Annotated in this window: 20 protein-coding genes; 7 read left to right on the top strand and 13 right to left on the bottom strand. The window is 51.1% G+C overall.

Annotation, left to right across the window (positions count from 1 at the left end; genetic code table 11):
- Positions 1-126: 126 nt before the first annotated feature.
- Genes fghA through ptrR form a run of 3 tightly spaced genes read right to left on the bottom strand, consistent with a single transcriptional unit; the run spans position 127 to position 3,057 of the window.
- Entirely contained in the window at positions 127-969 is an 843-nt protein-coding gene (gene fghA, locus AC2FC2_RS01195; protein ID WP_209632431.1) for an S-formylglutathione hydrolase, read from the bottom strand.
- A 14-nt stretch (positions 970-983) separates the two neighbouring features.
- Complete coding sequence (locus AC2FC2_RS01190; protein WP_490658585.1) at positions 984-2,111, bottom strand: S-(hydroxymethyl)glutathione dehydrogenase/class III alcohol dehydrogenase; 1,128 nt, start codon at positions 2,109-2,111, stop codon at positions 984-986.
- Positions 2,112-2,139: 28 nt separating this feature from the next.
- Complete coding sequence (ptrR, locus tag AC2FC2_RS01185; RefSeq protein WP_490658584.1) at positions 2,140-3,057, bottom strand: putrescine utilization regulator PtrR; 918 nt, start codon at positions 3,055-3,057, stop codon at positions 2,140-2,142.
- A 107-nt stretch (positions 3,058-3,164) separates the two neighbouring features.
- On the opposite strand from ptrR, the gene AC2FC2_RS01180 reads away from it, so the two are divergent.
- The 7 genes from AC2FC2_RS01180 to mglC all read left to right on the top strand — a co-directional run bounded on the left by AC2FC2_RS01180 (position 3,165) and on the right by mglC (position 11,545).
- Complete coding sequence (locus tag AC2FC2_RS01180) at positions 3,165-4,322, top strand: YbfB/YjiJ family MFS transporter (RefSeq protein ID WP_265557142.1); 1,158 nt, start codon at positions 3,165-3,167, stop codon at positions 4,320-4,322.
- 247 nt (positions 4,323-4,569) lie between these two features.
- Positions 4,570-5,235, top strand: a complete 666-nt coding sequence (folE, locus tag AC2FC2_RS01175; protein ID WP_004942347.1) for a GTP cyclohydrolase I FolE — start codon at positions 4,570-4,572, stop codon at positions 5,233-5,235.
- 71 nt (positions 5,236-5,306) lie between these two features.
- Positions 5,307-6,488, top strand: coding sequence for a DUF418 domain-containing protein YeiB (yeiB, locus tag AC2FC2_RS01170; RefSeq protein WP_322740299.1), 1,182 nt, complete (start codon positions 5,307-5,309; stop codon positions 6,486-6,488).
- A gap of 129 nt (positions 6,489-6,617) precedes the next feature.
- On the top strand, positions 6,618-7,655 hold the full coding sequence (gene galS / locus AC2FC2_RS01165) for an HTH-type transcriptional regulator GalS (RefSeq protein ID WP_209632434.1): 1,038 nt from the start codon (positions 6,618-6,620) through the stop codon (positions 7,653-7,655).
- Between the two features lie 254 nt (positions 7,656-7,909).
- A complete protein-coding gene (gene mglB, locus AC2FC2_RS01160; protein WP_037420206.1) occupies positions 7,910-8,902 on the top strand; it encodes a galactose/glucose ABC transporter substrate-binding protein MglB in 993 nt (330 codons plus the stop codon).
- Between the two features lie 112 nt (positions 8,903-9,014).
- Complete coding sequence (gene mglA, locus AC2FC2_RS01155; RefSeq protein WP_209632435.1) at positions 9,015-10,523, top strand: galactose/methyl galactoside ABC transporter ATP-binding protein MglA; 1,509 nt, start codon at positions 9,015-9,017, stop codon at positions 10,521-10,523.
- Positions 10,524-10,534: 11 nt separating this feature from the next.
- Positions 10,535-11,545 carry a galactose/methyl galactoside ABC transporter permease MglC gene (gene mglC / locus AC2FC2_RS01150; RefSeq protein ID WP_012005998.1) on the top strand — a complete coding sequence of 337 codons (1,011 nt, stop codon included), beginning with the start codon at positions 10,535-10,537 and terminating at the stop codon, positions 11,543-11,545.
- 67 nt (positions 11,546-11,612) lie between these two features.
- Here mglC and sanA read toward each other — a convergent pair whose 3' ends face one another.
- The 10 genes from sanA to metG form a co-directional block, all read right to left on the bottom strand.
- On the bottom strand, positions 11,613-12,350 hold the full coding sequence (sanA, locus tag AC2FC2_RS01145) for an outer membrane permeability protein SanA (RefSeq protein WP_209632436.1): 738 nt from the start codon (positions 12,348-12,350) through the stop codon (positions 11,613-11,615).
- Positions 12,351-12,721: 371 nt separating this feature from the next.
- Complete coding sequence (locus AC2FC2_RS01140) at positions 12,722-13,663, bottom strand: glycosyltransferase family 2 protein (RefSeq protein ID WP_490658583.1); 942 nt, start codon at positions 13,661-13,663, stop codon at positions 12,722-12,724.
- 196 nt (positions 13,664-13,859) lie between these two features.
- On the bottom strand, positions 13,860-15,299 hold the full coding sequence (locus AC2FC2_RS01135; RefSeq protein ID WP_490658582.1) for a lipopolysaccharide biosynthesis protein: 1,440 nt from the start codon (positions 15,297-15,299) through the stop codon (positions 13,860-13,862).
- Positions 15,300-16,039: 740 nt separating this feature from the next.
- Positions 16,040-17,737 (bottom strand): NAD-dependent malic enzyme, encoded by a 1,698-nt coding sequence (locus tag AC2FC2_RS01130; RefSeq protein ID WP_209632437.1) that lies wholly within the window; start codon positions 17,735-17,737, stop codon positions 16,040-16,042.
- A gap of 222 nt (positions 17,738-17,959) precedes the next feature.
- Positions 17,960-18,844: a cytidine deaminase gene (gene cdd / locus AC2FC2_RS01125; RefSeq protein WP_490658581.1), complete on the bottom strand. Its 885-nt coding sequence runs from the start codon at positions 18,842-18,844 to the stop codon at positions 17,960-17,962.
- A gap of 137 nt (positions 18,845-18,981) precedes the next feature.
- Positions 18,982-19,677 carry a CidB/LrgB family autolysis modulator gene (locus AC2FC2_RS01120; RefSeq protein WP_209632439.1) on the bottom strand — a complete coding sequence of 232 codons (696 nt, stop codon included), beginning with the start codon at positions 19,675-19,677 and terminating at the stop codon, positions 18,982-18,984.
- Positions 19,674-20,081 (bottom strand): CidA/LrgA family protein, encoded by a 408-nt coding sequence (locus tag AC2FC2_RS01115; protein ID WP_209632440.1) that lies wholly within the window; start codon positions 20,079-20,081, stop codon positions 19,674-19,676. Before AC2FC2_RS01115 ends, AC2FC2_RS01120 begins: the two co-directional genes overlap by 4 nt.
- A gap of 132 nt (positions 20,082-20,213) precedes the next feature.
- Complete coding sequence (locus AC2FC2_RS01110; protein WP_265555330.1) at positions 20,214-21,440, bottom strand: MFS transporter; 1,227 nt, start codon at positions 21,438-21,440, stop codon at positions 20,214-20,216.
- Between the two features lie 130 nt (positions 21,441-21,570).
- Positions 21,571-22,641 (bottom strand): sugar ABC transporter substrate-binding protein, encoded by a 1,071-nt coding sequence (locus AC2FC2_RS01105; protein WP_265555328.1) that lies wholly within the window; start codon positions 22,639-22,641, stop codon positions 21,571-21,573.
- Positions 22,642-22,855: 214 nt separating this feature from the next.
- The gene (gene metG / locus AC2FC2_RS01100; protein ID WP_490658580.1) at positions 22,856-24,883 is read right to left on the bottom strand and encodes a methionine--tRNA ligase; all 2,028 of its coding nucleotides are present in this window, start codon (positions 24,881-24,883) and stop codon (positions 22,856-22,858) included.
- Between the last annotated feature and the right edge of the window lie 153 nt (positions 24,884-25,036).

Raw genomic sequence — 25,036 nt, 5'->3', positions numbered from 1 at the left:
TCTGGAAAGTGTGCAATCTGGCGCAAGCCTTTTACCCTTGATACAAAGGTATAGAGACAGTTTCTTCGCGTTCTGAGTAAGGGATTTGGCAGTCATACGCCGCCAAACCCCTTTATTTGGCTTTATTTATCGGAACAGATGCTCGGCGTGGAAACGCAGATGGTCTTCAATAAAACTGGCGATGGTAAAATAGCTGTGATCGTAACCCGGCTGGATGCGCAAGGTCAGCGGCCAGTCGCGTTGGCGTGCCAGTTCGGCCAGCTTGGCAGGTTGCAGTTGATCGGCCAGGAATTGATCGTCATCCCCCTGATCCACCAACACCGGCATTTTTTCCGCACCATTGGCCAGCAGATGACAACTGTCATATTGCAGCCACTGACTTTCGTCATCCCCCAAATAGGTGCTGAAGGCTTTACGCCCCCAGGGTACCTGGCAGGGGTTCACGATCGGCGCGAACGCCGAGACAGAACGGAAACGCTGAGGATTGCGGAATGCCATCATCAATGCACCGTGACCGCCCATAGAGTGACCGAAAATCGACTGACGGTCGCTTACGCTGAAATGCTGATTGATTAACGCCGGCAACTCATCGCTGATGTAGTCGTACATCCGGAAGTGTTTGTCCCAGGGAGCCTGGGTGGCATTCAAATAGAAACCGGCACCCTGGCCCAGATCGTACCCTTCATCATTGGGGACATCCTCGCCGCGTGGGCTGGTATCAGCCATAACCAGTATCAGTCCCAGTTCAGCAGCGATGCGCTGTGCGCCGGCCTTCAACGTGAAGTTTTCATCATTGCAGGTCAGCCCCGACAGCCAGTACAGCACCGGCGGCGGGTTATCGTCGCGCGGTGGTGGCAGATAGATGCTGAAAGTCATGTTGCAATTCAGGCTCTGCGCCGCATGGCGGTAGCGCTGTTGCCAGCCGCCGAACATACGGTGCTCTTCGAGAAGTTCTAATGACAAAGTCATCTCTGCCTCCTGGCTTATTTTTTATCGAAGTGAATAACGGAACGGATAGATTTGCCTTCGTGCATCAAATCGAACGCCTCGTTAATCTGTTCGAGTCCCATGGTATGCGTAATAAAGTCGTTCAGAGCGAACTCGCCGTCCATGTAGCGTTGGACAATACTTGGCAGTTGCGAACGGCCTTTCACGCCACCAAAGGCGGAGCCACGCCACACACGGCCGGTCACCAGTTGGAACGGACGGGTAGAGATCTCTTGACCGGCACCGGCTACACCGATAATGACGGATTCACCCCAGCCTTTATGACAACATTCCAGCGCCGAGCGCATCACGTTGACGTTACCGATACACTCGAAGGAGAAATCAACGCCGCCGTCGGTCAGTTCGACGATCACATCCTGAATCGGCTTATCGTAATCTTTCGGGTTGATCAGATCGGTCGCGCCCAGTTTGCGTGCCAAATCGAATTTGCTGGTGTTGATATCAATGCCGATGATGCGGCCTGCACCGGCCATCTGTGCACCGATGATGGCCGACAAACCAATGCCCCCGAGGCCGAAGATAGCGACGGTATCGCCTTTTTGCACCTTGGCCGTGTTGATCACCGCACCCATGCCGGTGGTGACGCCGCAACCCAGCAGGCAGACTTCTTCCAGCGGGGCTTCTTTACTGATTTTTGCCAGTGAAATTTCCGGTACCACGGTGTATTCGGAGAAGGTTGAAGTGCCCATGTAGTGGAAGATGGGCTTGCCGTCTTTGAAGAAGCGGGTGGTGCCGTCCGGCATCAGACCTTTGCCCTGGGTGGCACGGATCGCCTGGCACAGGTTGGTTTTGCCGGATTTACAGAATTTGCACTCGCCGCATTCTGGGGTGTATAGCGGGATCACATGATCGCCGACTGCGACGCTGGTGACGCCTTCACCGATAGCCTCAACCACGCCACCGCCTTCATGCCCGAGGATCGCCGGGAATACGCCTTCTGGATCTGCACCAGACAGGGTGTAGGCATCCGTGTGGCAGACGCCGGTGGCGACGATCCGCACCAGCACTTCGCCTTTTTGTGGTGGCATCAGATCGACTTCTTCAATCTTCAGTGGCTGGTTCGGGCCCCAGGCAACGGCGGCACGGGTTTTGATCATTTCCATCATAGTCTCCAGTGGTCTATTTTTTAAATCAGGCTATATCGATAGCATTTGGTAAGTCGTAGGCAGTATTTTCAACCGTGGCGGTTTCTGCCTGTTCAATGATTAATTCTTTCAGGGCGCGTACGTTTGGCCCAAAGGCGTCGCGTCGCCACAACAGCCAGGTGGCGGTTTGGGCGATATCATCCGGCAGGGTATGCACTTTTACTCGTTCATGACCCGGTAGCAGGCTGAGGACAGAATGCGGGATCATCGCCAACCCCGCACCGCTGGCAACGCAGGCCAACATCGCGTGGTAGGACTGTATTTCCATCACTTGGCCTGGAAGCACACCTTCACGCTTGAACCAGGATTCCAGCCGCAGTCGGTAAGAGCAACTGGCGCGGAAGGCGAACAAGGTTTCACCCTTGGCGTCTTTGGCGTTATGGATCGGCAGGTGGTCGAGACAGGAGATCACCACCATATGTTCGGGGAAGGCGATGCAACCGTTGAGTTCATCGTACTGGACCGGCCCGTCGACCAAGGCGACCGCCAGTGTGCCGGCACGCACACGTTCCGTGATTTCGCCGGAAGTGCCGGTGCTCAGCGACAGCGAAACCTGCGAGAAGCGCTGGTGATACGCCGCCAGCAATGTGGGCAAACGGGTGGCGGCAGTGCTTTCCATTGACCCAATGGCGAAGTTGCCTGCGGGCTCACCGGCATGAGTGATGCTCATGGCCTCTTCGCTCAATGCCAGGATGCGATGGGCGTAACAGAGAAAATTATGGCCCATCGGTGAAAGCCGCAGGCGCTGTTTTTCGCGGATAAATAGATCGGTACCCAGTTCCACTTCGAGCTGGCGCAGGCGAGTGGTCAGGTTCGACGGCACGCGGTGCAATTGCTCGGCGGCACGGGCGACAGAGCCCGTTTCGGCAACGCTGCAGAACATTCGGAGCTGGGTCAGATCCATGGAATTCTCTTTTCGTGATGAACTTGATGAGTATTATTCAGTTTTTGTAAGTGTAATGCTACGGCATGATACTGGCAACTTTCTTTTAACAGTTTGGATAACACTACATGGCCATAAGAATTGCCCTGAGCGGTTTTATTGCGTTGATCGTCGCCATGGGGATTGGCCGTTTTGCCTTCACCCCGCAGGTGCCGCTGATGATTGCCGAACACCAGTTCACCCTGACCGGGGCTGGATTGGTGGCAGCCATCAATTATTTGGGGTACCTGTGCGGTGCTTACGACGCTATGCGTGCCAGCCGGCATGTCGAGCGTCGACTGTGGCTGGGCGTGTGGGGAGCCGTGCTCTTGACGCTGCTTTCCGCCTGGGTTCAGGGCGAGTGGTGGCATGGTGCCGTGCGCTTTTTCATCGGTTGGGCCAGCGGCTGGTCGATGGTATTGGTCGCGGCCTGGACCAACGAGCGGTTGGCACACTATGGCCGGCCGGCACTCAGTGCCGCGGTGTTTGCTGGCCCAGGGGCCGGGATTTTTATCAGCGGCATGTTGGCGGTCGGCATTCATAGTATGGCGCTGACAGCGTCACAAGCCTGGATGGTGTACGGTACGTTGGCGCTGGTGCTGATCGGCGCAATCAGCATTAACCTGCCGAAGGCCGGCGAGTTACACCGGCCAAATGTTGCCCCAGAGCCGCTGCTGCTCACCCCGGCGCTTAAGCGCCTGGTATGGAGCTACAGTTTGGCAGGCTTTGGTTATATTCTGCCGGCCACCTTCCTGTCGCAGATGGCGGCCGCACGTTTTCCTGGCAGTGTCTTTGCGCAATTTGTCTGGCCGATCTTCGGTGGGGCGGCAGTATTGGGGATTATTCTCGGCATTCTGACTCGACACCGGCTGACGACCCAGACGCGTTTGGCTATCACCCTGTGGGTACAGGCGTTAGGGGTTTTAAGTGCGGAAATTGTGCCGGGGGTTGCCGGGCTGGCGTTGGGGGCGCTGCTGACCGGCGGTGGTTTCCTCAGTGTGGTGCAGTTATCTATCCAGCACGGCCGCGAGTTGGCGCCCAACCATGCACGATATATGGCGGGTTTATTGACCACCGGTTACGCGATTGGTCAGTTAGTCGGCCCTACGCTGTCGGCCTTATCAACCGCACTGACCCATAGGTTGGAGCCTGCATTATACATTGCCGTCGTGGCGTTGATCGTGGCCGGTCTGCTGGTGGTCAATACGCCGGCACGCGAGCTGGCGCGAAAACCGATGCCGCAATGATTAAATTCCGTACAAAAAACGTGGAATAGCCGCAGCTGGCCTGATTGTGCTAAATGCGAATATTTCACCTGCGGATGAAACACAATCACTGGATAATCCCCTCACTCTCATCTAGAGTGGGGGCAAAATCTTGACTGGGTTCACGTTATTAACTGCGGAAACTTCTGTCGTCAGGAGAGTATGCAATTCACTCATCTGCTCGGTAAAACAGCCGGATGAGCGAGTTCAAGTCCGTTGGAGAGAAGAAATGACATCATTAAGTAAAGAAGCTGCATTGGTTCATGCAGCGCTCGAAGAGCGCGGTCTGGAAACTCCGTTACGCGGCGAAGTGCTGGATCGCGAGACGCGTAAACGTCGTATTAAAGAGCACATGACGGAAATCATGCAGCTGCTTAATCTCGATCTGTCCGACGACAGCCTGGCGGAAACCCCACACCGCATCGCCAAAATGTATGTCGATGAGATTTTCTCCGGCCTGGACTACGCCAACTTCCCGAAAATCACCGTCATCGAAAACAAGATGAAGGTGGATGAAATGGTGACGGTGCGTGATATCACCCTGACCAGTACGTGCGAACACCACTTCGTGACGATCGACGGTAAGGCGACTGTGGCCTATATCCCGAAAGATGCCGTTATCGGTTTGTCTAAAATCAACCGTATCGTGCAGTTCTTCTCCCAGCGACCGCAGGTGCAAGAACGTTTGACTCAGCAGATCCTGGTGGCTTTGCAAACCCTACTGGGGACCAATAACGTGGCGGTATCGATCGATGCGGTCCATTATTGTGTTAAGGCGCGCGGTATCCGTGACGCGACCAGCGCCACCACCACCACCTCGCTGGGTGGGCTATTCAAGTCCAGTCAGAACACTCGCCAGGAATTCCTGCGCGCGGTGCGCCATCATCAGGGGTGATGTGGGTTCACCGAACAAGAACAGGCGCCTGCGGGCGCCTTTTTTAATGACCGGAATACAGCGGTAAAATAATGAACAATGCTCCGATAACACCGCTGCCGCGCATCGCCACGCTGGACTGCGTGCGCGGTATCGCCATCCTTGGCATTCTGCTGCTGAACATCAGCGCCTTTGGATTGCCGAAAGCGGCCTATCTTAACCCTGCCTACCTGGGGCTGCCGCCGTCGCGCGATGCTTGGACCTGGGCGCTGTTGGATATTTTCGCTCAGGCCAAATTTCTGGCGATGTTCGCACTGTTATTTGGTGCCGGTTTGCAGATGTTGCTTCGCCGCGGCAAAGGCTGGATACGTGCACGGTTGTCTTGGCTGGTGCTCTTTGGCTTGGCCCATGCCATCTTCTTCTGGGACGGTGACATTCTGTTGGCCTATGGGTTGATTGGCCTTGTGTGCTGGCGGATGATCCGCGATGCCAAAGAAACCTATCAACTGCTGAAAACGGGCGTGGTGCTGTACCTGATCGGCGTAGGGGTACTGCTGCTACTGGGCTTTATCTCGCACGGTGAACCGGGCGGTTTTTGGCAACCGGGCGTGGCAGAGCTGCAGTATGAGAAATTCTGGAAGTTGCAGGGGGGAATGGAAGCCTGGCGCAGCCGCACCGATCTGCTCTCTTCGAGCCTGTTGGCGATTGGCGCGCAATACGGCTGGGAACTGGCGGGCCTAATGCTGTTCGGTGCCGGGTTGATGCGCAGTGGCTGGCTGCGTGGGACTTATTCTCCGGGTTACTATCGTCGTCAGGCGGCCTGGCTGATACCGCTTTCATTGTTAATTCAATTACCGGCAGTGGCATTGCAATGGCATCTTCACTGGGACTACCGCTGGAGCGGTTTTTTATTGCAGGTGCCGCGTGAACTGGGCGCCCCCTTGCAGGCCATGGGGTATCTGGCCTTGTGCTACGGTTTCTGGCCAACGCTGTCGCGCCTACGTATCGGCCATTGGCTGACGCAGGTCGGGCGTATGGCGTTGAGCAATTACCTGCTGCAAACGCTGATTTGCACCACGTTGTTCTACCGCTTTGGCTTGTATCAGCAATTTGACCGTCTGCAATTATTGGCGTTTGTTCCCGCAGTTTGGTTGGCTAACCTGTTGTTTTCAAACTTGTGGTTGCATTATTTTGCTCAGGGCCCGGTTGAGTGGCTATGGCGCAAGTTGACTCGTCTGGCTGCCGGCAAAACGGAGGCCAAGGTACTGAACTGAGATCTGGCGCAGGTAGGTTAAAAAAATGTATGTAAACGTTTTCTTTCCTGTGACGTAATTCACGCAGAGGAGGAGGACAAACGGGGTAGGATAGCGCCACTGTCAACTACCCCGACCTCAGGATCTTTCATGACCTCTGTTCACCCAACCACCATTCGCGACGTGGCGAAGCGTGCGGGCGTGTCCGTGGCGACCGTCTCCCGCGTGCTCAACCACAGTGCCCTGACCAGCAAAGAAACGCGTGAACAGGTGCTCAAAGCGGTGGCCGAACTGGGTTATCGGCCCAATGCCAATGCGCAAGCACTGGCGACGCAGAGCAGCGATACCCTCGGAGTCGTGGTGATGGACGTCTCCGATCCCTTCTTCGGCGCATTGGTGAAAGCGGTAGACACTGTCGCGCAGCAACATCATAAATATCTGTTGATTGGCAACAGTTACCATCAGGCGGATAAAGAGCGCCACGCTATCGAGGTACTGCTCCGGCAGCGGTGTAATGCATTGATTGTTCATGCAAAAACCCTGTGTGATGCAGAATTGATCGGCTTTCTTGATCAGGTGCCGGGTATGGTATTGATCAACAGAATTATTGCGGGTTATGAACATCGCTGCGTCGGCCTGGACAATATCAGCGGCGCAGAGATGGCAATGCGTTTGCTTTTATCACAGGGCCATCAGCGTATCGGCTATTTGGGCTCCAACCACCCCATTGAAGATGGTCCGTTACGTCAGCAGGGCTATGCGCAGGCGATGGGCACTGCCGGCCTCGCGACGCCAGACAATTGGCGTGCCTATGGTTCGCCGGACTTGCAGGGCGGGGAGTCTGCAATGATCGAGTTGCTGAGCCGTAACCTGCACTTGAGCGCCGTGTTCGCCTACAATGACGCCATGGCTGCCGGTGCCATGGCGGTGTTGAAAGAAAACGGTATCACAGTACCGCAAAATTTCTCGCTGGTGGGGTTCGATGACATTCCTATCGCGCGCTATACCAGCCCGAAACTCACCACGGTACGCTATCCCATTGTTACCATGGCGACTTTGGCGACTGAACTGGCCCTGCAGGGAGCAGCAGGCCAGCTGGAGACTCAGGCCCGTCATTTGTTCATGCCTACCCTGGTGCGCCGCCATTCTGTTGCCCCTTGGCAAAGTGAGGCGACGGTCACTCTCTGAACATTTAATCTTGTGTAACCGTTTTCAATTTGTGAGAAAATTCACAGATTATTAACATCACGCCGTCTATGCTCTAGGCGTTTTCCAGCGTAAAGGCACTTGCCGCTGCTGTTTTATCTCACGCTGGCGTCCTATTTTTCAGGAATAACATGATTCACGGATGACAGGGAAACTCCCAGGCCCGGTCGTGCACTCACCACCGGTGACCCTTGGCCAAATACTGAGCAAGACCCTACATAAACCGGAGACACACAATGAATAAGAAGGTTTTCACCCTGGCCGCGACGGCCGCAGCCATGATGTTTGGCGCCGCAGCACACGCAGATACCCGTATTGGCGTCACTATTTATAAATACGACGACAACTTTATGTCGGTGGTTCGCAAGGCAATCGAGAAAGACGCCAAGGCCTCTCCGGATGTCACTTTGCTGATGAATGACTCACAGAACGACCAATCCAAACAGAACGACCAGATCGATGTGCTGATTGCCAAAGGCGTAAAAGCGCTGGCGATCAACCTGGTTGACCCGGCAGCTGCCCCGGTGGTTATTGATAAAGCACGCGCAAACGATATCCCGATCGTGTTCTACAACAAAGAGCCTTCACGTAAAGCGCTGGACAGCTATGACAAAGCGTATTACGTGGGAACCGACTCTAAAGAATCCGGCGTGATCCAGGGTCAATTGATTGAGAAGCACTGGAAAGCGAATCCGAACTGGGATCTGAACAAAGATGGTCAGATTCAGTATGTGTTGCTGAAAGGCGAACCAGGCCATCCGGACGCTGAAGCACGCACCACCTACGTGGTGAAAACACTGAATGACGACGGCATTAAGACTCAGCAGCTGCAAATGGATACCGCAATGTGGGACACCGCACAGGCGAAAGACAAGATGGATGCCTGGCTGTCTGGCCCTAACGCCAACAAAATTGAAGTGGTTATCGCCAACAACGATGCAATGGCGATGGGTGCGGTAGAAGCGCTGAAGGCACATAACAAATCCAGCATTCCGGTCTTCGGTGTGGATGCGTTGCCTGAAGCACTGGCGATGGTGAAATCCGGAGCGATGGCGGGGACAGTATTGAACGATGCCGACAATCAGGCTAAAGCCACTTTCGAATTGGCGAAAAACCTGGCTGCGGGCAAACCGGCTGCCGATGGCACCAAATATAAGATCGAAAATAAAGTGGTTCGTATTCCTTACGTTGGTGTAGATAAAGACAACCTGTCTCAGTTTGTCAAATAAGTGCTGAGATAACACACAATGAACCCGTTTGCGGTGCGCTAACCCGCGCCAACACCAGGAAAGCCGCAAACGGGGCATTTATTATTAAAAGACCGACAAGCCAGGTGTATTTATGGCCGACAGCCCACGCGAATTTTTACTGGAAATGACCGATATCAGTAAGTCATTTCCCGGCGTCAAGGCATTGGATAATGTGAATCTGCGTGTTCGTCCGCACTCCATTCATGCGTTAATGGGGGAGAACGGCGCGGGGAAATCGACATTATTAAAATGCCTGTTTGGCATTTATAAAAAAGATGCCGGCAGTATTATTTTTCAGGGCCAGGAAGTTGATTTCAAAAGCTCTAAAGAGGCATTGGAACACGGTGTTTCAATGGTTCATCAAGAGTTAAACCTGGTCTTGCAGCGTACCGTGATGGACAACATGTGGTTGGGGCGTTACCCGACCAAGGGCATGTTTGTCGATCAGGACAAGATGCTTAAAGACACTCAGGCGATATTTGACGAGTTGGATATTGATATTAACCCACGGGATAAAGTGGGGACGTTATCGGTATCGCAAATGCAGATGATCGAAATTGCCAAGGCTTTCTCCTACGACGCTAAAATTGTCATTATGGATGAGCCGACATCGTCACTGACGGAAAAAGAGGTGAATCATTTATTCACCATTATCCGCAAGTTGAAAGAGCGCGGCTGCGGCATTGTTTATATCTCGCACAAGATGGAAGAAATCTTCCAACTGTGCGACGAAATCACCATTCTGCGCGATGGTCAGTGGATCGCCACCCAGCCGCTGGAAGGGCTGGATATGGACAAGATCATCTCAATGATGGTGGGGCGTTCGCTCAGCCAGCGCTTCCCAGACAGGCAGAATACGCCGGGCGAGGTGATCCTGGAGGTGAAGAACCTGACGTCGTTGCGTCAGCCTTCGATTCGCGATGTTTCCTTCGATCTGCATCAGGGGGAAATCCTCGGCATTGCCGGGCTGGTGGGGGCCAAACGTACCGACATAGTGGAAACCCTGTTCGGCATTCGTGAGAAAATCGCTGGTACCATCAAGCTGCACGGCAAAGTCATCAACAACCACAGCGCGAATGAAGCGATAAACCACGGTTTTGCCTTGGTGACGGAAGAGCGTCGTTCCACCGGGATTTACGCCTATCTGGACGTTGGCTTCAACTCGCTGATCTCCAATATCCGCAACTATAAAAATAAAATCGGCCTGCTGGACAACGCGCGAATGAAAAGCGATACCCAGTGGGTGATCGATGCTATGCGGGTTAAAACACCCGGTCATCATACCAATATTGGTTCGCTGTCCGGCGGTAACCAGCAGAAGGTGATCATCGGCCGCTGGCTGCTGACTCAGCCGGAAATATTAATGCTGGATGAACCGACGCGCGGCATCGACGTTGGTGCCAAATTCGAAATTTATCAATTGATGACCGAACTGGCGAAGAAGGGCAAGGGGATCATTATTGTCTCGTCTGAAATGCCGGAGCTTTTGGGAATTACCGACAGAATATTGGTGATGAGTAATGGTCAGGTTGCGGGCATCGTTAATACCAAACAGACCTCGCAAAATGAAATTTTACGTCTCGCATCCCTGCACCTTTAAGGATCAGAATTATGAACGCGCTGAATAAGAAAACTTTGTTCACCTATTTTAAGGAAGGTGGCATTTACGTGGTATTGCTGGTGCTGCTGGCAATTATTATTATCCAGGATCCGACATTCCTCAGTTTAATGAACCTGAGTAACATCCTGACTCAGTCTTCGGTGCGCATCATTATTGCACTGGGCGTAGCGGGGCTGATTGTCACGCAGGGGACTGACCTGTCAGCCGGACGTCAGGTTGGGTTGGCGGCGGTGATCGCGGCGACGTTATTGCAGTCAATGGATAACGTCAATAAAGTGTTTCCGCATATGGAAACCTGGTCGATTCCGCTGGTGATCCTGCTGGTGTGTGCCGTTGGCGCCGTGATCGGCTTGGTTAACGGGTTGATTATTGCTTATCTCAATGTGACACCCTTTATTACGACGCTGGGTACCATGATCATCGTGTACGGCATTAACTCGCTGTATTACGACTCTGTCGGCGCGTCCCCAGTTGCGGGGTTTGATCCCAAGTTCTCGACCTTTGCTCAAGGATTCCTGCGTTTCGGGGACTTTAAGCTGTCGTACATTACCTTCTACGCCATCATTGCGATTATTTTTGTCTGGATCCTGTGGAACAAGACCCGCTTCGGTAAAAATATCTTCGCTATTGGCGGTAACCCAGAGGCGGCAAAGGTGTCAGGCGTGAACGTGCCGCTGAACCTGATCATGATTTATGCGCTGTCCGGCGTATTCTATGCCTTCGGGGGGTTATTGGAAGCGGGCCGTATCGGTAGTGCCACCAACAACCTTGGCTTTATGTATGAGCTGGATGCGATTGCCGCGTGTGTGGTGGGGGGCGTGTCCTTTGCCGGCGGGGTGGGGACGGTGCTGGGGGTGGTGACCGGGGTGATCATCTTCACCGTCATCAACTATGGACTCACCTATATCGGTGTTAACCCTTACTGGCAGTACATCATCAAGGGTGGCATTATTATCTTTGCCGTGGCCTTGGATTCACTGAAGTACGCCAAGAAAAAATAGTCGCGGTTCAGGGATGGAAACGGCCAGCATCTGCTGGCCGTTATTGTTTTGACCGGAGGGATTAAGACTATTTGGCCTTTTGCTTTTCCGCTGCCAGCTTGTGTTCCAGTTCAACCAACTGTTCAGGCGACACCGCCGGATAACCTTGAGCATCTTCAGGTACGGTATGCATGGCGGAAATGGGGATGAGCGGGCCAAGGAAACGGGGTTCGCGTTTGAGAATGTACAGATCGGTCAGCGCGCCAAGACGGGCGAAGATCTCGCGAGCACGCACCGTCATCATATCTTTCGGTGAAGGTACCGCATAACACTGTGCCTGGATCCCCATATGCAACGCAATAAACAGCGCACGTTCGCAGTGGAAGCGTTGCGTGATGATAATAAAGTCGTTGGTATCAAACACTTTTCGGGTACGTACGATGGAATCCAGCGTGCGGAACCCTGCATAATCCAACACGATGTCGCTGGGCGCCACGCCTGCTGCAATCAAATCGCGGCGCATGGTCATAGGTTCGTTGTAGCTTTGCTGGGCATTGTCACCGCTCAACAGCAGGTATTTTACCTTACCGCTGTTGTAGGCGTTGAGCGCTCCCTGAATGCGGTAGCGGTAATATTGGTTGATTACGCCGGTACGGTAATACTTGGCGGTGCCGAGTACCACACCCACTTGCCGATGGGGCAGACCTTGTAGCTCGTCATAGATGTAAGGCGCGGTTTTCCAGCTGATCCAGCGATCAAGCGCGAGAGCTGAAGCCATCACCAGTGCAGTAATGATGAACAGGCTGATGATCAGGCGTTTCCACATGTTATTGCCTTACGCGCACAGGGGCCAAAAAAGATGGCTCAAGGCTACTTTACCTGACTGGTTGAAGCAAGCTTGTCCCTCTCTCAAGCGCGCATTACGCGGCATTTTTAGGCAATGTTACCAAAGTTGGTGCTCTAAACTATCTCTGACTAAAGAGTTTTCAATAAGGCTTAAGGCATGACCTAAGACCATTTGCTATTCTCTCAATTATCATAGCCGCGTATTTATGAATAATTTAAATATAACTTCAGAAGGTAATTTCATTTTTATAATTTTTAGGCGAGAGATAGTGTACTATTTACAATGCCATCTGAAATGGTTATTTCATAAGAGCAATAGTTATATTTTTAAATATTGCTCTTGCTTTGCCTCTAAATAATTGACAATATAAACTTAGCCAGCGTCTTCTTTTTTATTTTAAGGAGACCGATCTCTTTGATGGCAGAGAAGTATTCCTCTCTTAATTCATTAGGGATGCGTTTGAAATGGCTTCTTGCGTCACTAATAGAGGAGCTAATACAAAATGAAATAAAGCTATTTAGGCATGAGTTAAGATCTTTATCATTTTTTGAACGCAATACTGTCATTTTTCTTGCAACGGTTAAATAACCAATGACATTTTTTTCACTCTTTTTAGATGTCATAATTGAATCGTTGCGTATGCGCCTTTTATACAGAATGTCGCTTATGCATATAACAGTAGATACTTTCGATAATAATATCTGTGTTGTAAATAAGTTATCCTCATGTACTATCCCGGGATAGAAAGGGTTATCCCTAACTAATTTAGTTTTAGACATGAACATACAAGGGCTGACAGTATAATTTTTTAGTTTCCACGATTTTTTGAAGAAGGTGTGGCTATCCATGACTTCGCCACACAAGCTAGGATTTCGAATATATTTAGGTGTAAATTTTGCTGCTTTGTCATCATAGCTATCATCATAAAAACTTTCGCCATTAAAGAAGACGATATCACTATTTGTAGATGTTAGAGCAGAGATGCACTTGGAAACCAAACTCGGGTCAAATAAATCATCACTATCAAGGAAGATAATAAACTCCCCTGTCGCAATGGCAGAGCCATTATTTCTGGCAATAGATTGCCCCTGGTTTTTCTGGGTCAAAACTCTCAACTTAACGTTATTGCGAGCAAGTTCAGATAGTAAATCTTCTGTATTGTCTGTTGAACCATCATTAACAACGATTACTTCGATGTTGTCGTAATCCTGTTGACTTGCAGAATTCACACACTCGACGATATATTTGTCAGTGTTGTAACTTGCTATAACAATACTAACTTTTGGGTTCATTTTAATTACGCTCGTTCGAAATTAATTTTTGTAACAATATCACAAAATGATTTTTATTTAAACACGAAAATGAAAAGTTCACATGAAGATGTACGTAATAAAGTAAAATTGAACTCCTAACTTTTTATGAGTTATTTTGAAGTGTTTAATAAAAGTTTCATACTGAGCCTGGCATTTTCAGGCTCAGCACAGTAAATCAAACCTTTTTTAGCACAACTTTCTTAAAATAAACAACTCGATCTCGCAGGAACAGTATCGACGCCAACAGATATACACCTGCTCCAAACAATGACACGCAGACTAACGAGAAAACGCTGTCAACAACAAGGCCAATATTGGAGTGGTAAAGTAACCAGTATAATGCTGCGAACATTATCCCTGAACAAATTGCAGGGCCAATTAGTCTGGAAATAACCTCGAATATGTTTCCTCCCAGTAATCTCATTGTGATTGACATCGCTGGGATAAAGTTTATTACACTTGCAATGAAATAGAGCATGGTCAGGGTTATAATATCGAACTGAACACCGATTATAAATGCCGTTAACATTAATATCGAGCCAAGAACCCCAAGTATTAATAATACACCTGAACGTCCTTTGGACATTAGAACTGCGCCTGTAGAGCTAGTCAATGATTGTACGATTCCCGTAGGGGCCAACCACAATATTATTGCAGCACTCAGACCCCATTCCGGACCAAAGGCAATATGGAAGAAAGGTTCTCGCAGTGTGATCAAACCGACCATTAGTGGGAAAACGAGGAATGTGATGACATCGACTGATTTGAGAAATAACTTTTTAACCTCAGCGGTATTATCTTGCTGGCGACTCATTATAGGGAATAGTGAGCGGGACGCAATAAATGTTAGATTCTGCAACGGGAATAGCATTATCCTATAAGCTAAAGAATAGGATCCTAGAATGCTCGCATTCATATATCTACCAATGAGCATGCTGTCGGCATTTCTTGAAAGATAATTTATAAAGTTGAAAAATGTCAGATGGCTACTGAAAGAGAATATTAATTTTAATTCTTCTTTGTTGAATATCTTATTTATTTTGGGGCGCCAGTCACTTTTTATCCAAAGGAAAGCTGTAGATATGATGGCTGTCAATAAATTTGAAATCACAAGGCTGTATACACCTGCCCCCATATAAGCAAGTACGATGGCAACAATGAGAGAAATAATACCCGCTGATAGTTCAATCAGAGATACGGTCATGAATTTAGAATTTCTCTCTAACAATGCCAGATGAGTAGAACCACTACTAGCAATCGGAAATGACACTGAGAGTAATAGTAAAACTTCAACCAGTCGTGGCTCTTTAAATAAATCAGCAATCAAGGGGGACAATATTGCTATTGCAATGGCAATTAGTGTGCCCATTGTAATATTGAGGCCAAATATAGCGTTAATAGTACTATTTTTTAAATCACGGTGTTGTACGATTGCAGCGGAAGTACCCAAGTCTCGAATTAAAAGAGAAAAGTTTATCACTACATAAGCCATGGCCATCAGGCCAAATTCATTGGGAGGGATTAATCTCGCCAGAACAAGCATACTCATTAACTGGGTGAAGATTTTCCCCATTTGTGACAGGCTTACCCACTTTGCATTGCTTAATGCACTCATAAAACACCCTAAAGCCTATTTTAACCCTGAGAAGCAGGATTTGTGTTCAGTCTATAATCTATAAGGTTATAGTTACCCGGAATTTTTCAAAGCATCACAAAAATTCAGATAATGAAAATAATATCAAACCATGAATCTTTAATGATGACATCTCATTTTCCCCAAAATTGATTGCCTTAAACCAGAATTTAGAGAGTATTTAGGCATAGCAAGTCAAATTTTTCAAGGATTCTGTGGTGTTAGGCAAGATTATCAGAATAGGTTGAGGTCGATAGTGGTGGAAACTCAGCGCAATATGAATAAGTTAGGCCATTAGCAAGCCTAAGTACGAGTTACTCCGGGGCGGAACGCCATTTTATCACCACGAATGTTACGCAGGCCAAACGACAAAATTTTCAGAAAAATCGTATATCATCACTGTTTATGAATGTTTGAGGTATTCGCTAAGATACGCCACAACGAAACTCTTTTGCTGTCAAGCTCCTTAGTTATCTTTGGAACCATATGTCAAATTTTATTTATGTTTCTATTGCAAGAAGAGAACAACCTTTTCTATCTCAAATACTTTGCAATGTCGAACTCTCATTGATATGCCGCCGTCCTGAATAATAAAGTCATAGCAGCGGGTTGCTTCATCTAAAAAGGGCCCTCGAGCAACAACGTCGAGAGCCCAACATCATTTTATTCTTGTTCCCATTCTAAGGAGCGGTAGTACGATTATTCAGCTCCTTATTTGAGAATCAGAATGAGGTGCGCTTGTAGCTGCGGTATTGCGGACGCCAGAAGTTGTGTTCGATGGCTTTTGACAGCGCTTCTTCAGAGGTGACGACGGCCATTCCCTGCAGTTGAGCTGCTTTACCGACTTCCATTGCGATGCATTTCGACACGCCCTGAATATCATCGATATCCGGCAATAAGGCACCATGTCCATCGGTCGCTAACGGCGAACATTCAGCCAGTGCGCGGCTCGCGGCCATCAACATGGCATCGGTAACGCGTGTGGCACCGGAGGCCAGAACGCCCAAACCAATCCCTGGGAAGATATAGGAGTTGTTGCACTGGGCGATAGGGAACAGCTGGTCTTTATAGCTCACGGGGGCGAATGGGCTGCCGGTTGCCACTAACGCTGCGCCATCGGTCCAGTTGATGATGTCTTCCGGGCGCGCTTCCACGCGGGAAGTCGGGTTGGACAATGGCATCACGATCGGACGCGAACAATGCTTGTGCATTTCGCGGATCAGTTCTTCGGTGAACAGGCCCGGCTGACCAGACACGCCAATCAGAATGGTTGGCTTGGCGTTACGTACGACATCCAGCAGTGAAATGGCATCGCTTTCTGTCTGCCATTCGACCAGATTTTCGCTTTTTTGCACCAGCTTGCTTTGGAAATCGAGCAGGTTAGGCAGCTTGTCGGTCAGCAGGCCAAAACGGTCGACCATAAAGACGCGCGCGCGGGCTTCATCTTCGCTCAGGCCTTCGGATTTCATCTGCGCAATAATTTGCTCGGCAATACCACAACCGGCGGAACCTGCACCAAGGAAGGTTACGGTCTGATCACGCAATTGCCTGCCCGCCGCACGGCTGGCGGCGATCAGGCTGCCAAGCGTGACGGCTGCGGTACCCTGAATATCGTCGTTAAAGCAGCAGATTTCGTTGCGGTAGCGGTTCAACAGCGGGGTGGCGTTATTCTGCGCAAAGTCTTCGAACTGCAACAACACATTCGGCCAGCGACGTTTTACGGCCTGAATAAATTCTTCTACGAAAGCGTGGTATTCATCACCAGAAATACGCGGGTGGCGCCAACCCATGTACAGCGGATCATTCAGGCGTTGTGGGTTGTTGGTCCCGACATCCAGCACTACCGGCAGGGTATAGGCGGGGCTGATACCGCCGCAGGCGGTGTACAGAGACAGCTTACCAATAGGAATGCCCATGCCGCCGATGCCCTGGTCGCCCAGGCCGAGAATGCGTTCACCGTCGGTGACGACGATCACTTTGACGTTTTGCTTGGTGGCGTTTTGCAGCATGTCATCAATACGATCGCGGTTCGGGTAGGAAATAAACAGCCCACGCGCACGGCGATAAATATCGGAGAAATGCTCACAAGCTTCACCCACCGTCGGTGTGTAGATGATTGGCATCATCTCACTCAGGTGTGAGTCAAGCAGACGGTAGAACAGGGTTTCGTTGGTGTCCTGAATGTTACGCAGGTAAATGTGCTTATCGCTGTCGTTTTTGAAATCCTGATACTGGCGATAGGCGCGTTCTGCTTGTTCTTCAATGGTTTCTACGGCATCAGGCAGTAAGCCTTGCAGGTTAAAATGGCTACGTTCTTCTTCAGTGAAGGCGCTGCCTTTATTCAGCAGCGGGAATTCCAGCAGAATAGGGCCAGCATAAGGGATATAGAGGGGGCGTTTGCTTTCGTATTCAAGTTCCATGGCTTTTGCTCTTCAACGTATCGGATAACTTTATGGGGTAGATCCTAAAAGATCGGGAAAATATGTACAGCAATTGTTATCGGATCATGAGGTAAATTGGCGCAATTATCGACGATCACGTCCTAATTTAACTAAAGAAAGTGTTTTAAGACGTGAATGCCATTGTAATCGGCTTGCGGGGCTGTTAACAGCGGTGCCAGGCAGCACCGCCAGGAGGCAGGATTAGAACGTGATGCGGCTGACGTCTTGGCAGCCGAGGGCGGCCAGCGTTGCGCGCGTAGCATCCCATTGCGTGAGAATGGCACTTTCCGGTTCAGCCAGCACTGCTCGGCTCACTTTTTGGCAATCGCGGCCGGAGACATTCATCAGAATTAACGCGGCTTGCAGGGGAGGCAGACTTGGGTTGAACGCGGCGTTTTCAGCATAGCGGCCAGTGTAAATGGTACCGTCTTCGGCTTCTAGCGCAACCCCGCTGTGCGCATTGCTGTAGGGCGCATGGCTCTGATTGGCTGCGGCCAGTGCGGCTTTTTCCAGTTCGTGGGTTAGCGTCAGTTGGAAGCCGTGATCGACCCGATCCATCAGCAGTGTGGTGATATCCAGGTCTTTGGGGCCGAAGGCATCTGGCAGATAATCGCCAAGAGTTGCAGGTTCACGGCCAGGCAGGCGGATTTTCAGAGCGGTACCGCTGTTGAGTTCGTTCATAAACTGGCGGCAGTGGCCACAAGGCGTGTAGTTCACCGTGATGGAGACCAGGGCGGTTTCGCCGCGTAGCCAGGCATGGGTTACGGAACACTGTTCGGCATGAATGGTCTGCTGCATCGGCGCGCCACTGAACTCCATATTGGCGCCAAAATAGAGATTGCCGCTCTGTCCGCGGGCAATGGCACCGACATAGAACTTGGAGATCGGGGCTAACGAGCAGGCCGCCGCCAGGGGCAGCAGAGCAAATGCCAGAGCATCATCATCCAGCCCGCAGCGCTGCTTGATTGCATCCACCTGTTCTGCCTTAAGCATGGCCGGAAAATCAGGCGCATCAATATAAGGTAATAGGGCGGATTGCAATGTGGCGGGCAGTTCACCGAAAGCGGTTTGAAAACGCGGGTGCATAGAAACTCTCTCTACAGGTTAACGGGATAACATTCTAGGCAGCTCAGCGCGAATAAAGTGTGATGAAAATCTCTTTATTGATGAAATCAATGCAATGAAATGCATAATTGCGGGACGTATCGCAAGTTTTAAGCCTTTCAACCGAACAGGTGCAGCAACACCGGGAACAGAAACGGCGCCAATAGCGAGGTAATGATCCCGCAGATGACTAACGCAAGTGAGCCGAATGCACCTTCCTGATAGTCCATTTCCGCACAGCGCGCCGTGCCCAGCGCATGTGATGCTGTCCCCATTGCCAACCCACGTGCCGAACGGGTCGTGATGCCTAATATTTTGAACAAGGTATGCCCGAATACGGCGCCGAGAATACCGACGAAGATAACGCAGACGGCGCTGATCGCCGGAATGCCGCCAAGTGATTCTGCGACCGCCATCGCGATGGGCGTCGTGACCGATTTAGGCATGATGGACGCGGCAATCTCCGGTGTGGCCCCCATCCATAATGCGATAGCACCACCGCTGATCATGGCCGTCATGCTGCCGATAAAACAGACGGCGATGATGGACTTCCAGCGAGCGCGAATCTGGTGCAATTGCTCATAAAGCGGGTAAGCCAGTGCCACTACGGCCGGTTGTAGCAAGTCATTGAGGATTTTACTGCCCTGAAAATAACGCTCATAAGGAATGCCCGTCAGCAATAGCAGGGGAATAATCACCGCCATTGACACCAGTAATGGGTTGAGCAGTGGCATATTCAGCCATTGGGCCAGCTTGCGTGCTGCGAAGTAGACCGCTAGCGTCAGCGGCAATGACCACCAGATTTCATGGATCATTTTTCGCCCTCCGCTGCATCAGACTTGCCGACGATGCGGCGTTCCCGATGGAAATAATGTGAGGTATAGCCGACAACGACTAACACCATCAGAGTACTTACGGCGCAAGAGATCACCAGTGGGCCGAGGTGTTCGATAATCTGGTCATAGTATTTCATCACGCCAACACCGATGGGCACGAACAAGAGCACCATATAGCGGATCAACAGATGACAGCCTGGTTTGACCCACTTGGCGGGCATAATCTGTGTGGAAAGCAGGGCGAACAGTAGCAACATACCGATAATGCTGCCGGGAATGGCGATCGGCAACACTGCCGCGAGCGCATTGCCAATAAACAAACAAAGGTAGATAAGGGCGATTGCCCTCAGGTATTTCCAGCACAGAGTGAGTAGCTTGGTCATAACTTAATCCTGTTTAACCGATGCATTCATCATACAATTAAACTGTGACCTTAGCCACAAATCACACCATGAATTCGCTCTATGACGACTATGCCGATTGAGCCGGTTGACAGTCGTCATTAAGCCGCATGCTCATTCTGCACTGACAGCATTATGGGTGTCCAACTGCTGTTTTTGCGCCAGGCGGTGCCCGAGGAAAAAGAATAACAGGCTAAATAACGCGGCGGCTATTAACATCATAAACATCATGTATGGTGCCGTGTAGCTGAGAATAAACCCGCACAGCACCGGATTGATGGCGCCGCCCAATGCACTGAGGTTTTGCACGCCGTAGTAGCTGCCTTTGAGATGCTGCGGCGCGATAAAATCGATAAACATATACTCCACAGGGATCACAATGATTTCCCCCAATGTGAATACCGCCATGGCCGCGATCCAGAGCCAGAGCGATTGCCCTGCCAACCAAAACCCCAGCAGCCCCAGAATGAAAAATAGCGTGCCCAGCGCCAGCCAGCGCAGCATGTTTTCCTGACGCATTCCTCGGCTCAGCACATATTGCAGGGCAATAACGATACAGGCGTTGACGATCATCACTGCGCCAATCACCTGATAGGCGAACTCTGCATTCGAAACGGTAATCAGGTATTGCGACAAATAGCCGGTGAACTGGCCGAAAACGACCGCCCCGAGTGTACTGCCAAGGGTAAAGTAAATCAGCCGACGATCGTTACGCAGGATTTTCAGCGTCTGGCGGAAATTCGGCGGTGCGGTAGGTATCACATCGCTTGCTGGTGGGGAGGGAACGCGCTGTCGGCGCAGGCTAAAATTCAAGGTTGTCACCGTGAGTAAAGCCAACCCGCCGGAAAGGTAGAAAGGTAACAATGGGTTCAGCCCTGCCACCATCACGCCCAGTGATGAACCTACCGCCCAACCCACGTTCACCAGCGTGTAGTTGATGGAAAAGGCTTTGATACGCTGTGCAACCGGCAGCCAGTCGGCAAAACAGGCCTTGATAGTAATGCCCAGTACGGAATAGGCAGTATGCAGGATAGCCAACACCACAATGATGCCGCCCGGACGCGGGATCCAAGGGATAGCGAAAAAGCTCAGGGCAAACAGCAGAATGGACGTCAGAATGAGCGTGTTCTTGTTGAATTTATCCACCAGGTAGCCGCCGTACAAACTGGCGAAAATACCGATTGCCAGACTGATGCCCAGAATAATCCCGACACTTTTCGGCAGCAGGTGAAAATGCCCGGTAAGATAAATGGTAATGAATGGCAGAGTCACGCCGCGGCCGATGGTTAAGACCAGCGAACTCGCCAGCAGTGCGTTAATCAGTGGTGGGAATCCCTTCATGTCAGACCTGTTCATGCATACAGTTATTAACCCAATAGGGATAACATAGCGTATTTTAACCAACAAAGAAGGGGGGAATAGGCAATTGTGTGAAAAAAGAGGCTACCGGAATAGCCTCAGAGGAATGGGCTCATTGGCCTGTTTTGGCCTGCAACGTGGCGAACCAAGGCTGGATGAAAGCATCGCTGCTGCCCCAGCCCGGAATAATTTTAGCCAAACTGGCGACACTGACAGGACCAGGCTGACTGACCAGGAGTGCCTGCGGGATAGATGCGGCTTTAAATTCGTAGGTTGCCGGCGTCGGTTCGCCGGCAATTTTGTTCGCCACCAAACGTAAGTTGACTGCACCAATGAGCTTGGTATCCACTGCCACGCTGACTTTCCATGGGCTGTTGGCCTCGCGCATCAGTTGCAGATCCTGATTGGATATGTCGATGCTGTAGAGTTTGATTTCGGTGCGGCCGTTTTCTTTCAGCGCTTTATAAGCCCCTTGGCTGAAGGCGTCCCAGGTGCCCCAGATAGCGTCAATCTTGCCTTTCGGGTATTTGGCCAGTACAGCACCCACTTTATTGGCGGTATCCCCTTGTACGTCGGATGAGACAGCACCAATCGATTCCAGCTCATGAATGCCCGGATTTTGTTTCAGCAACTGTTGATAGGCTGCCTGACGGCGCTCCATCGGCGGGAAGCCAGCGACCCAGAGCTTGATAATATTGGCTTTGCCGTTGAAGTCCTTGATCAACTGTCCGAAGGACTCATTCGCCAGCGAGGCGTCATCTTGCTGTGAAATTGTGACGCCAGGAATACTGCCGCTGATATCGGTATCAAATGCGGATACGGCAATGCCTGCTGCGGCAATGCGTTTGACCAGCTCGGTCGAATAAGGCGCGCGCCCCTGCGAGAGGATAATACCGTCATATTTCTGGCTGATGGCTTGGTTTACGAAATCTTGGAAACGTGCATCATCACCATTGCTGAGAAAGGTATCGACCTTAAAGCCCAGCTTCCGACCCTCCTGAAGCGTACCGGCGAGAAACTGGGTGGTGTTGTCGTCAGATCCCAAATTACGGATTACCGCAATACGGATCGGTCCCTGATGTTGCGCGATGGCCGCAGGTACTGGCGTGGGTGTTTCTGCCGCGAACAGCGGCAAAACGGTCAGCAGGCCAATAGCCAGCAGCGGGGTCTTTAAGGTTTTCATTATTATTGGCTCCGAAAGCAGGTGAGATCTATCCCGGTAAGACGCTATTTATAGCAGTCTTTCCTTCCGGACGTCTACTTGTAATATCGGAGCCCCGTAACGGGCAATGGATCTGGCATTGCCCTTCGCTGAACGAGACGGTGAGGCGTTAACGTGAGGGAATGCAAATAAAAAGGGCCGAGCAAGCTCGACCCTTATGGCAGGAGAAAAGGTGTTATTTCACCTGCATCCCTGGTTGTGCGCCGCTGTCCGGGCTAAGCAGGAAGATCTCTTTTCCACCTGGGCCGGCAGCCATCACCATACCTTCGGAAATACCAAAGCGCATTTTGCGTGGTGCAAGGTTGGCAACCATGATGGTCAGGCGGCCTTCAAGCGCTTTGGGTTCTGGGTAAGCGGAGCGAATGCCTGAGAAGATCTGACGCGTTTCACCGCCCAGATCCAACTGCAGCTTAAGCAACTTATCCGAGCCTTCAACAAAGTCGGCACTTTTGATCAGTGCGATACGCATATCAACCTTGGCGAAATCGTCAAAAGTGATCGTATCCTGAATGGGATCGTCAGCCAGCGGACCGGTGACAACTTTAGCCGCCGTCATGTCTTCTTTCGACGCGCTTACCATTTCATTGACTTTGTCCAGATCGATACGGTTGAACAGCGCTTTGAATGGATTGACCTGATGGCTCAGTAACGGCTGCTGAATGCTATCCCAGCTAAGCTCACAGTTGAGGAAAGCTTCGGTACGTTCGCTCAGCGACGGCAGCACTGGCTTCAGGTAGGTCATCAATACACGGAACAGGTTGATGCCCATTGAACAGATGGCTTGTAAGTCGGCATCGCGGCCTTCTTGTTTCGCCACAACCCAGGGTGCCTGCTCATCCACATAACGGTTAGCCAGATCGGCCAACGCCATGATTTCGCGGATTGCCCGGCCAGACTCACGGCTGGCATAGGCGTCGGCAATACTTTGCGCCGCGTCAACGAAGGTTTGGTACAGCGCAGGGTCAGCCAGTTTGTCGGCCAGTTGGCCACCAAAGCGTTTATTGATAAAGCCAGCGTTGCGAGAAGCCAGGTTCACCACTTTATTGACGATGTCGGCGTTCACGCGCTGCACGAAATCTTCCAGATTCAGGTCGATATCGTCAATGCGTGAAGACAGCTTGGCGGCATAGTAGTAACGCAGGCAATCGGCATCCAGGTGTTGCAGATAGGTACCGGCCTTGATAAAGGTGCCGCGAGACTTGGACATCTTGGCGCCGTTCACCGTCACGTAACCGTGTACGAACAGGTTGGTCGGTTTGCGGAAGTTACTGCCTTCCAGCATTGCTGGCCAGAACAGGCTGTGGAAATAAACGATGTCCTTACCGATAAAGTGGTACAGCTCGGTGGTGGAGTCTTTGCGCCAGAATTCGTCAAAGTCCAGATCGCCACGCTTGTCGCACAGGTTTTTGAATGAGCCCATGTAGCCGATTGGCGCATCCAGCCAGACGTAGAAGTATTTGCCAGGTGCGTCTGGGATCTCAAAGCCGAAATACGGCGCATCGCGTGAAATATCCCACTGTTGCAGACCGGATTCAAACCACTCCTGCATCTTGTTGGCAACCTGTTCTTGCAGCGCACCTGAACGGGTCCAGGCTTGCAGCATGGCGCTGAACTCAGGCAGATCAAAGAAGAAGTGCTCGGAATCGCGTAATACCGGCGTAGCGCCAGAGACCACGGATTTCGGATCGATCAGCTCGGTCGGGCTGTAGGTTGCACCGCAAACTTCACAGTTATCACCGTATTGATCCGGTGATTTGCATTTTGGGCAGGTGCCTTTTACGAAGCGGTCAGGCAGGAACATGCCTTTCTCCGGATCGTACAGCTGAGAAATTGTCCGGTTTTTAATAAAGCCGTTTTCTTTCAGGCGACCATAAATCAGGCTCGACAGCTCACGGTTCTCATCGCTATGGGTTGAATGATAGTTATCATAGCTGATGCCAAAACCGGCGAAATCCTGTTGGTGCTCCTGGCTCATTTCCGCAATCATTTCTTCTGGCTGAATGCCTAACTGCTGAGCTTTCAGCATGATCGGCGTGCCGTGCGCGTCGTCCGCACAGATGAAATGAACCTCGTGGCCGCGCATTCGTTGGTAACGAACCCAGATATCTGCCTGGATGTGCTCGAGCATGTGGCCGAGATGGATGGAACCATTTGCGTACGGTAGCGCGCACGTCACCAATAATTTTTTCGCGACTTGAGCCATAGTGAGAACTTGGTTTCTGTAATGAATAAAAAGGGTCTTCGATGTTACCCGATCGTGCCCGCTACGGCTAGGGCGGTTTCTTTATGCAGAGATGCGTCGGCGGGCGCGCAGTTCTGATATGCTAGACGGGAAGCTATCCATTCAAAATCAAGG

The organism is Serratia sp. CoH_122_TC_1 (genome assembly GCF_058191755.1).
Note: the sequence above shows the minus strand (reverse complement) of the source record. Positions and strands in the feature narration are given on the sequence as shown.

Bases quoted from the DNA above. Each gene is read 5' to 3' on its own strand.
- mglA (WP_209632435.1), top strand. From the start codon at position 9,015: ATGGCCGACAGCCCACGCGAATTTTTACTGGAAATGACCGATATCAGT.
- AC2FC2_RS01105 (WP_265555328.1), bottom strand. From the start codon at position 22,641: ATGAAAACCTTAAAGACCCCGCTGCTGGCTATTGGCCTGCTGACCGTT.
- fghA (WP_209632431.1), bottom strand. From the start codon at position 969: ATGACTTTGTCATTAGAACTTCTCGAAGAGCACCGTATGTTCGGCGGC.
- AC2FC2_RS01190 (WP_490658585.1), bottom strand. From the start codon at position 2,111: ATGGAAATGATCAAAACCCGTGCCGCCGTTGCCTGGGGCCCGAACCAG.
- sanA (WP_209632436.1), bottom strand. From the start codon at position 12,350: ATGTGGAAACGCCTGATCATCAGCCTGTTCATCATTACTGCACTGGTG.
- folE (WP_004942347.1), top strand. From the start codon at position 4,570: ATGACATCATTAAGTAAAGAAGCTGCATTGGTTCATGCAGCGCTCGAA.
- AC2FC2_RS01140 (WP_490658583.1), bottom strand. From the start codon at position 13,663: ATGAACCCAAAAGTTAGTATTGTTATAGCAAGTTACAACACTGACAAA.
- ptrR (WP_490658584.1), bottom strand. From the start codon at position 3,057: ATGGATCTGACCCAGCTCCGAATGTTCTGCAGCGTTGCCGAAACGGGC.
- AC2FC2_RS01135 (WP_490658582.1), bottom strand. From the start codon at position 15,299: ATGAGTGCATTAAGCAATGCAAAGTGGGTAAGCCTGTCACAAATGGGG.
- AC2FC2_RS01115 (WP_209632440.1), bottom strand. From the start codon at position 20,081: ATGACCAAGCTACTCACTCTGTGCTGGAAATACCTGAGGGCAATCGCC.
- mglC (WP_012005998.1), top strand. From the start codon at position 10,535: ATGAACGCGCTGAATAAGAAAACTTTGTTCACCTATTTTAAGGAAGGT.
- yeiB (WP_322740299.1), top strand. From the start codon at position 5,307: ATGAACAATGCTCCGATAACACCGCTGCCGCGCATCGCCACGCTGGAC.
- AC2FC2_RS01130 (WP_209632437.1), bottom strand. From the start codon at position 17,737: ATGGAACTTGAATACGAAAGCAAACGCCCCCTCTATATCCCTTATGCT.
- AC2FC2_RS01180 (WP_265557142.1), top strand. From the start codon at position 3,165: ATGGCCATAAGAATTGCCCTGAGCGGTTTTATTGCGTTGATCGTCGCC.
- cdd (WP_490658581.1), bottom strand. From the start codon at position 18,844: ATGCACCCGCGTTTTCAAACCGCTTTCGGTGAACTGCCCGCCACATTG.
- AC2FC2_RS01110 (WP_265555330.1), bottom strand. From the start codon at position 21,440: ATGAAGGGATTCCCACCACTGATTAACGCACTGCTGGCGAGTTCGCTG.
- mglB (WP_037420206.1), top strand. From the start codon at position 7,910: ATGAATAAGAAGGTTTTCACCCTGGCCGCGACGGCCGCAGCCATGATG.
- metG (WP_490658580.1), bottom strand. From the start codon at position 24,883: ATGGCTCAAGTCGCGAAAAAATTATTGGTGACGTGCGCGCTACCGTAC.
- galS (WP_209632434.1), top strand. From the start codon at position 6,618: ATGACCTCTGTTCACCCAACCACCATTCGCGACGTGGCGAAGCGTGCG.
- AC2FC2_RS01120 (WP_209632439.1), bottom strand. From the start codon at position 19,677: ATGATCCATGAAATCTGGTGGTCATTGCCGCTGACGCTAGCGGTCTAC.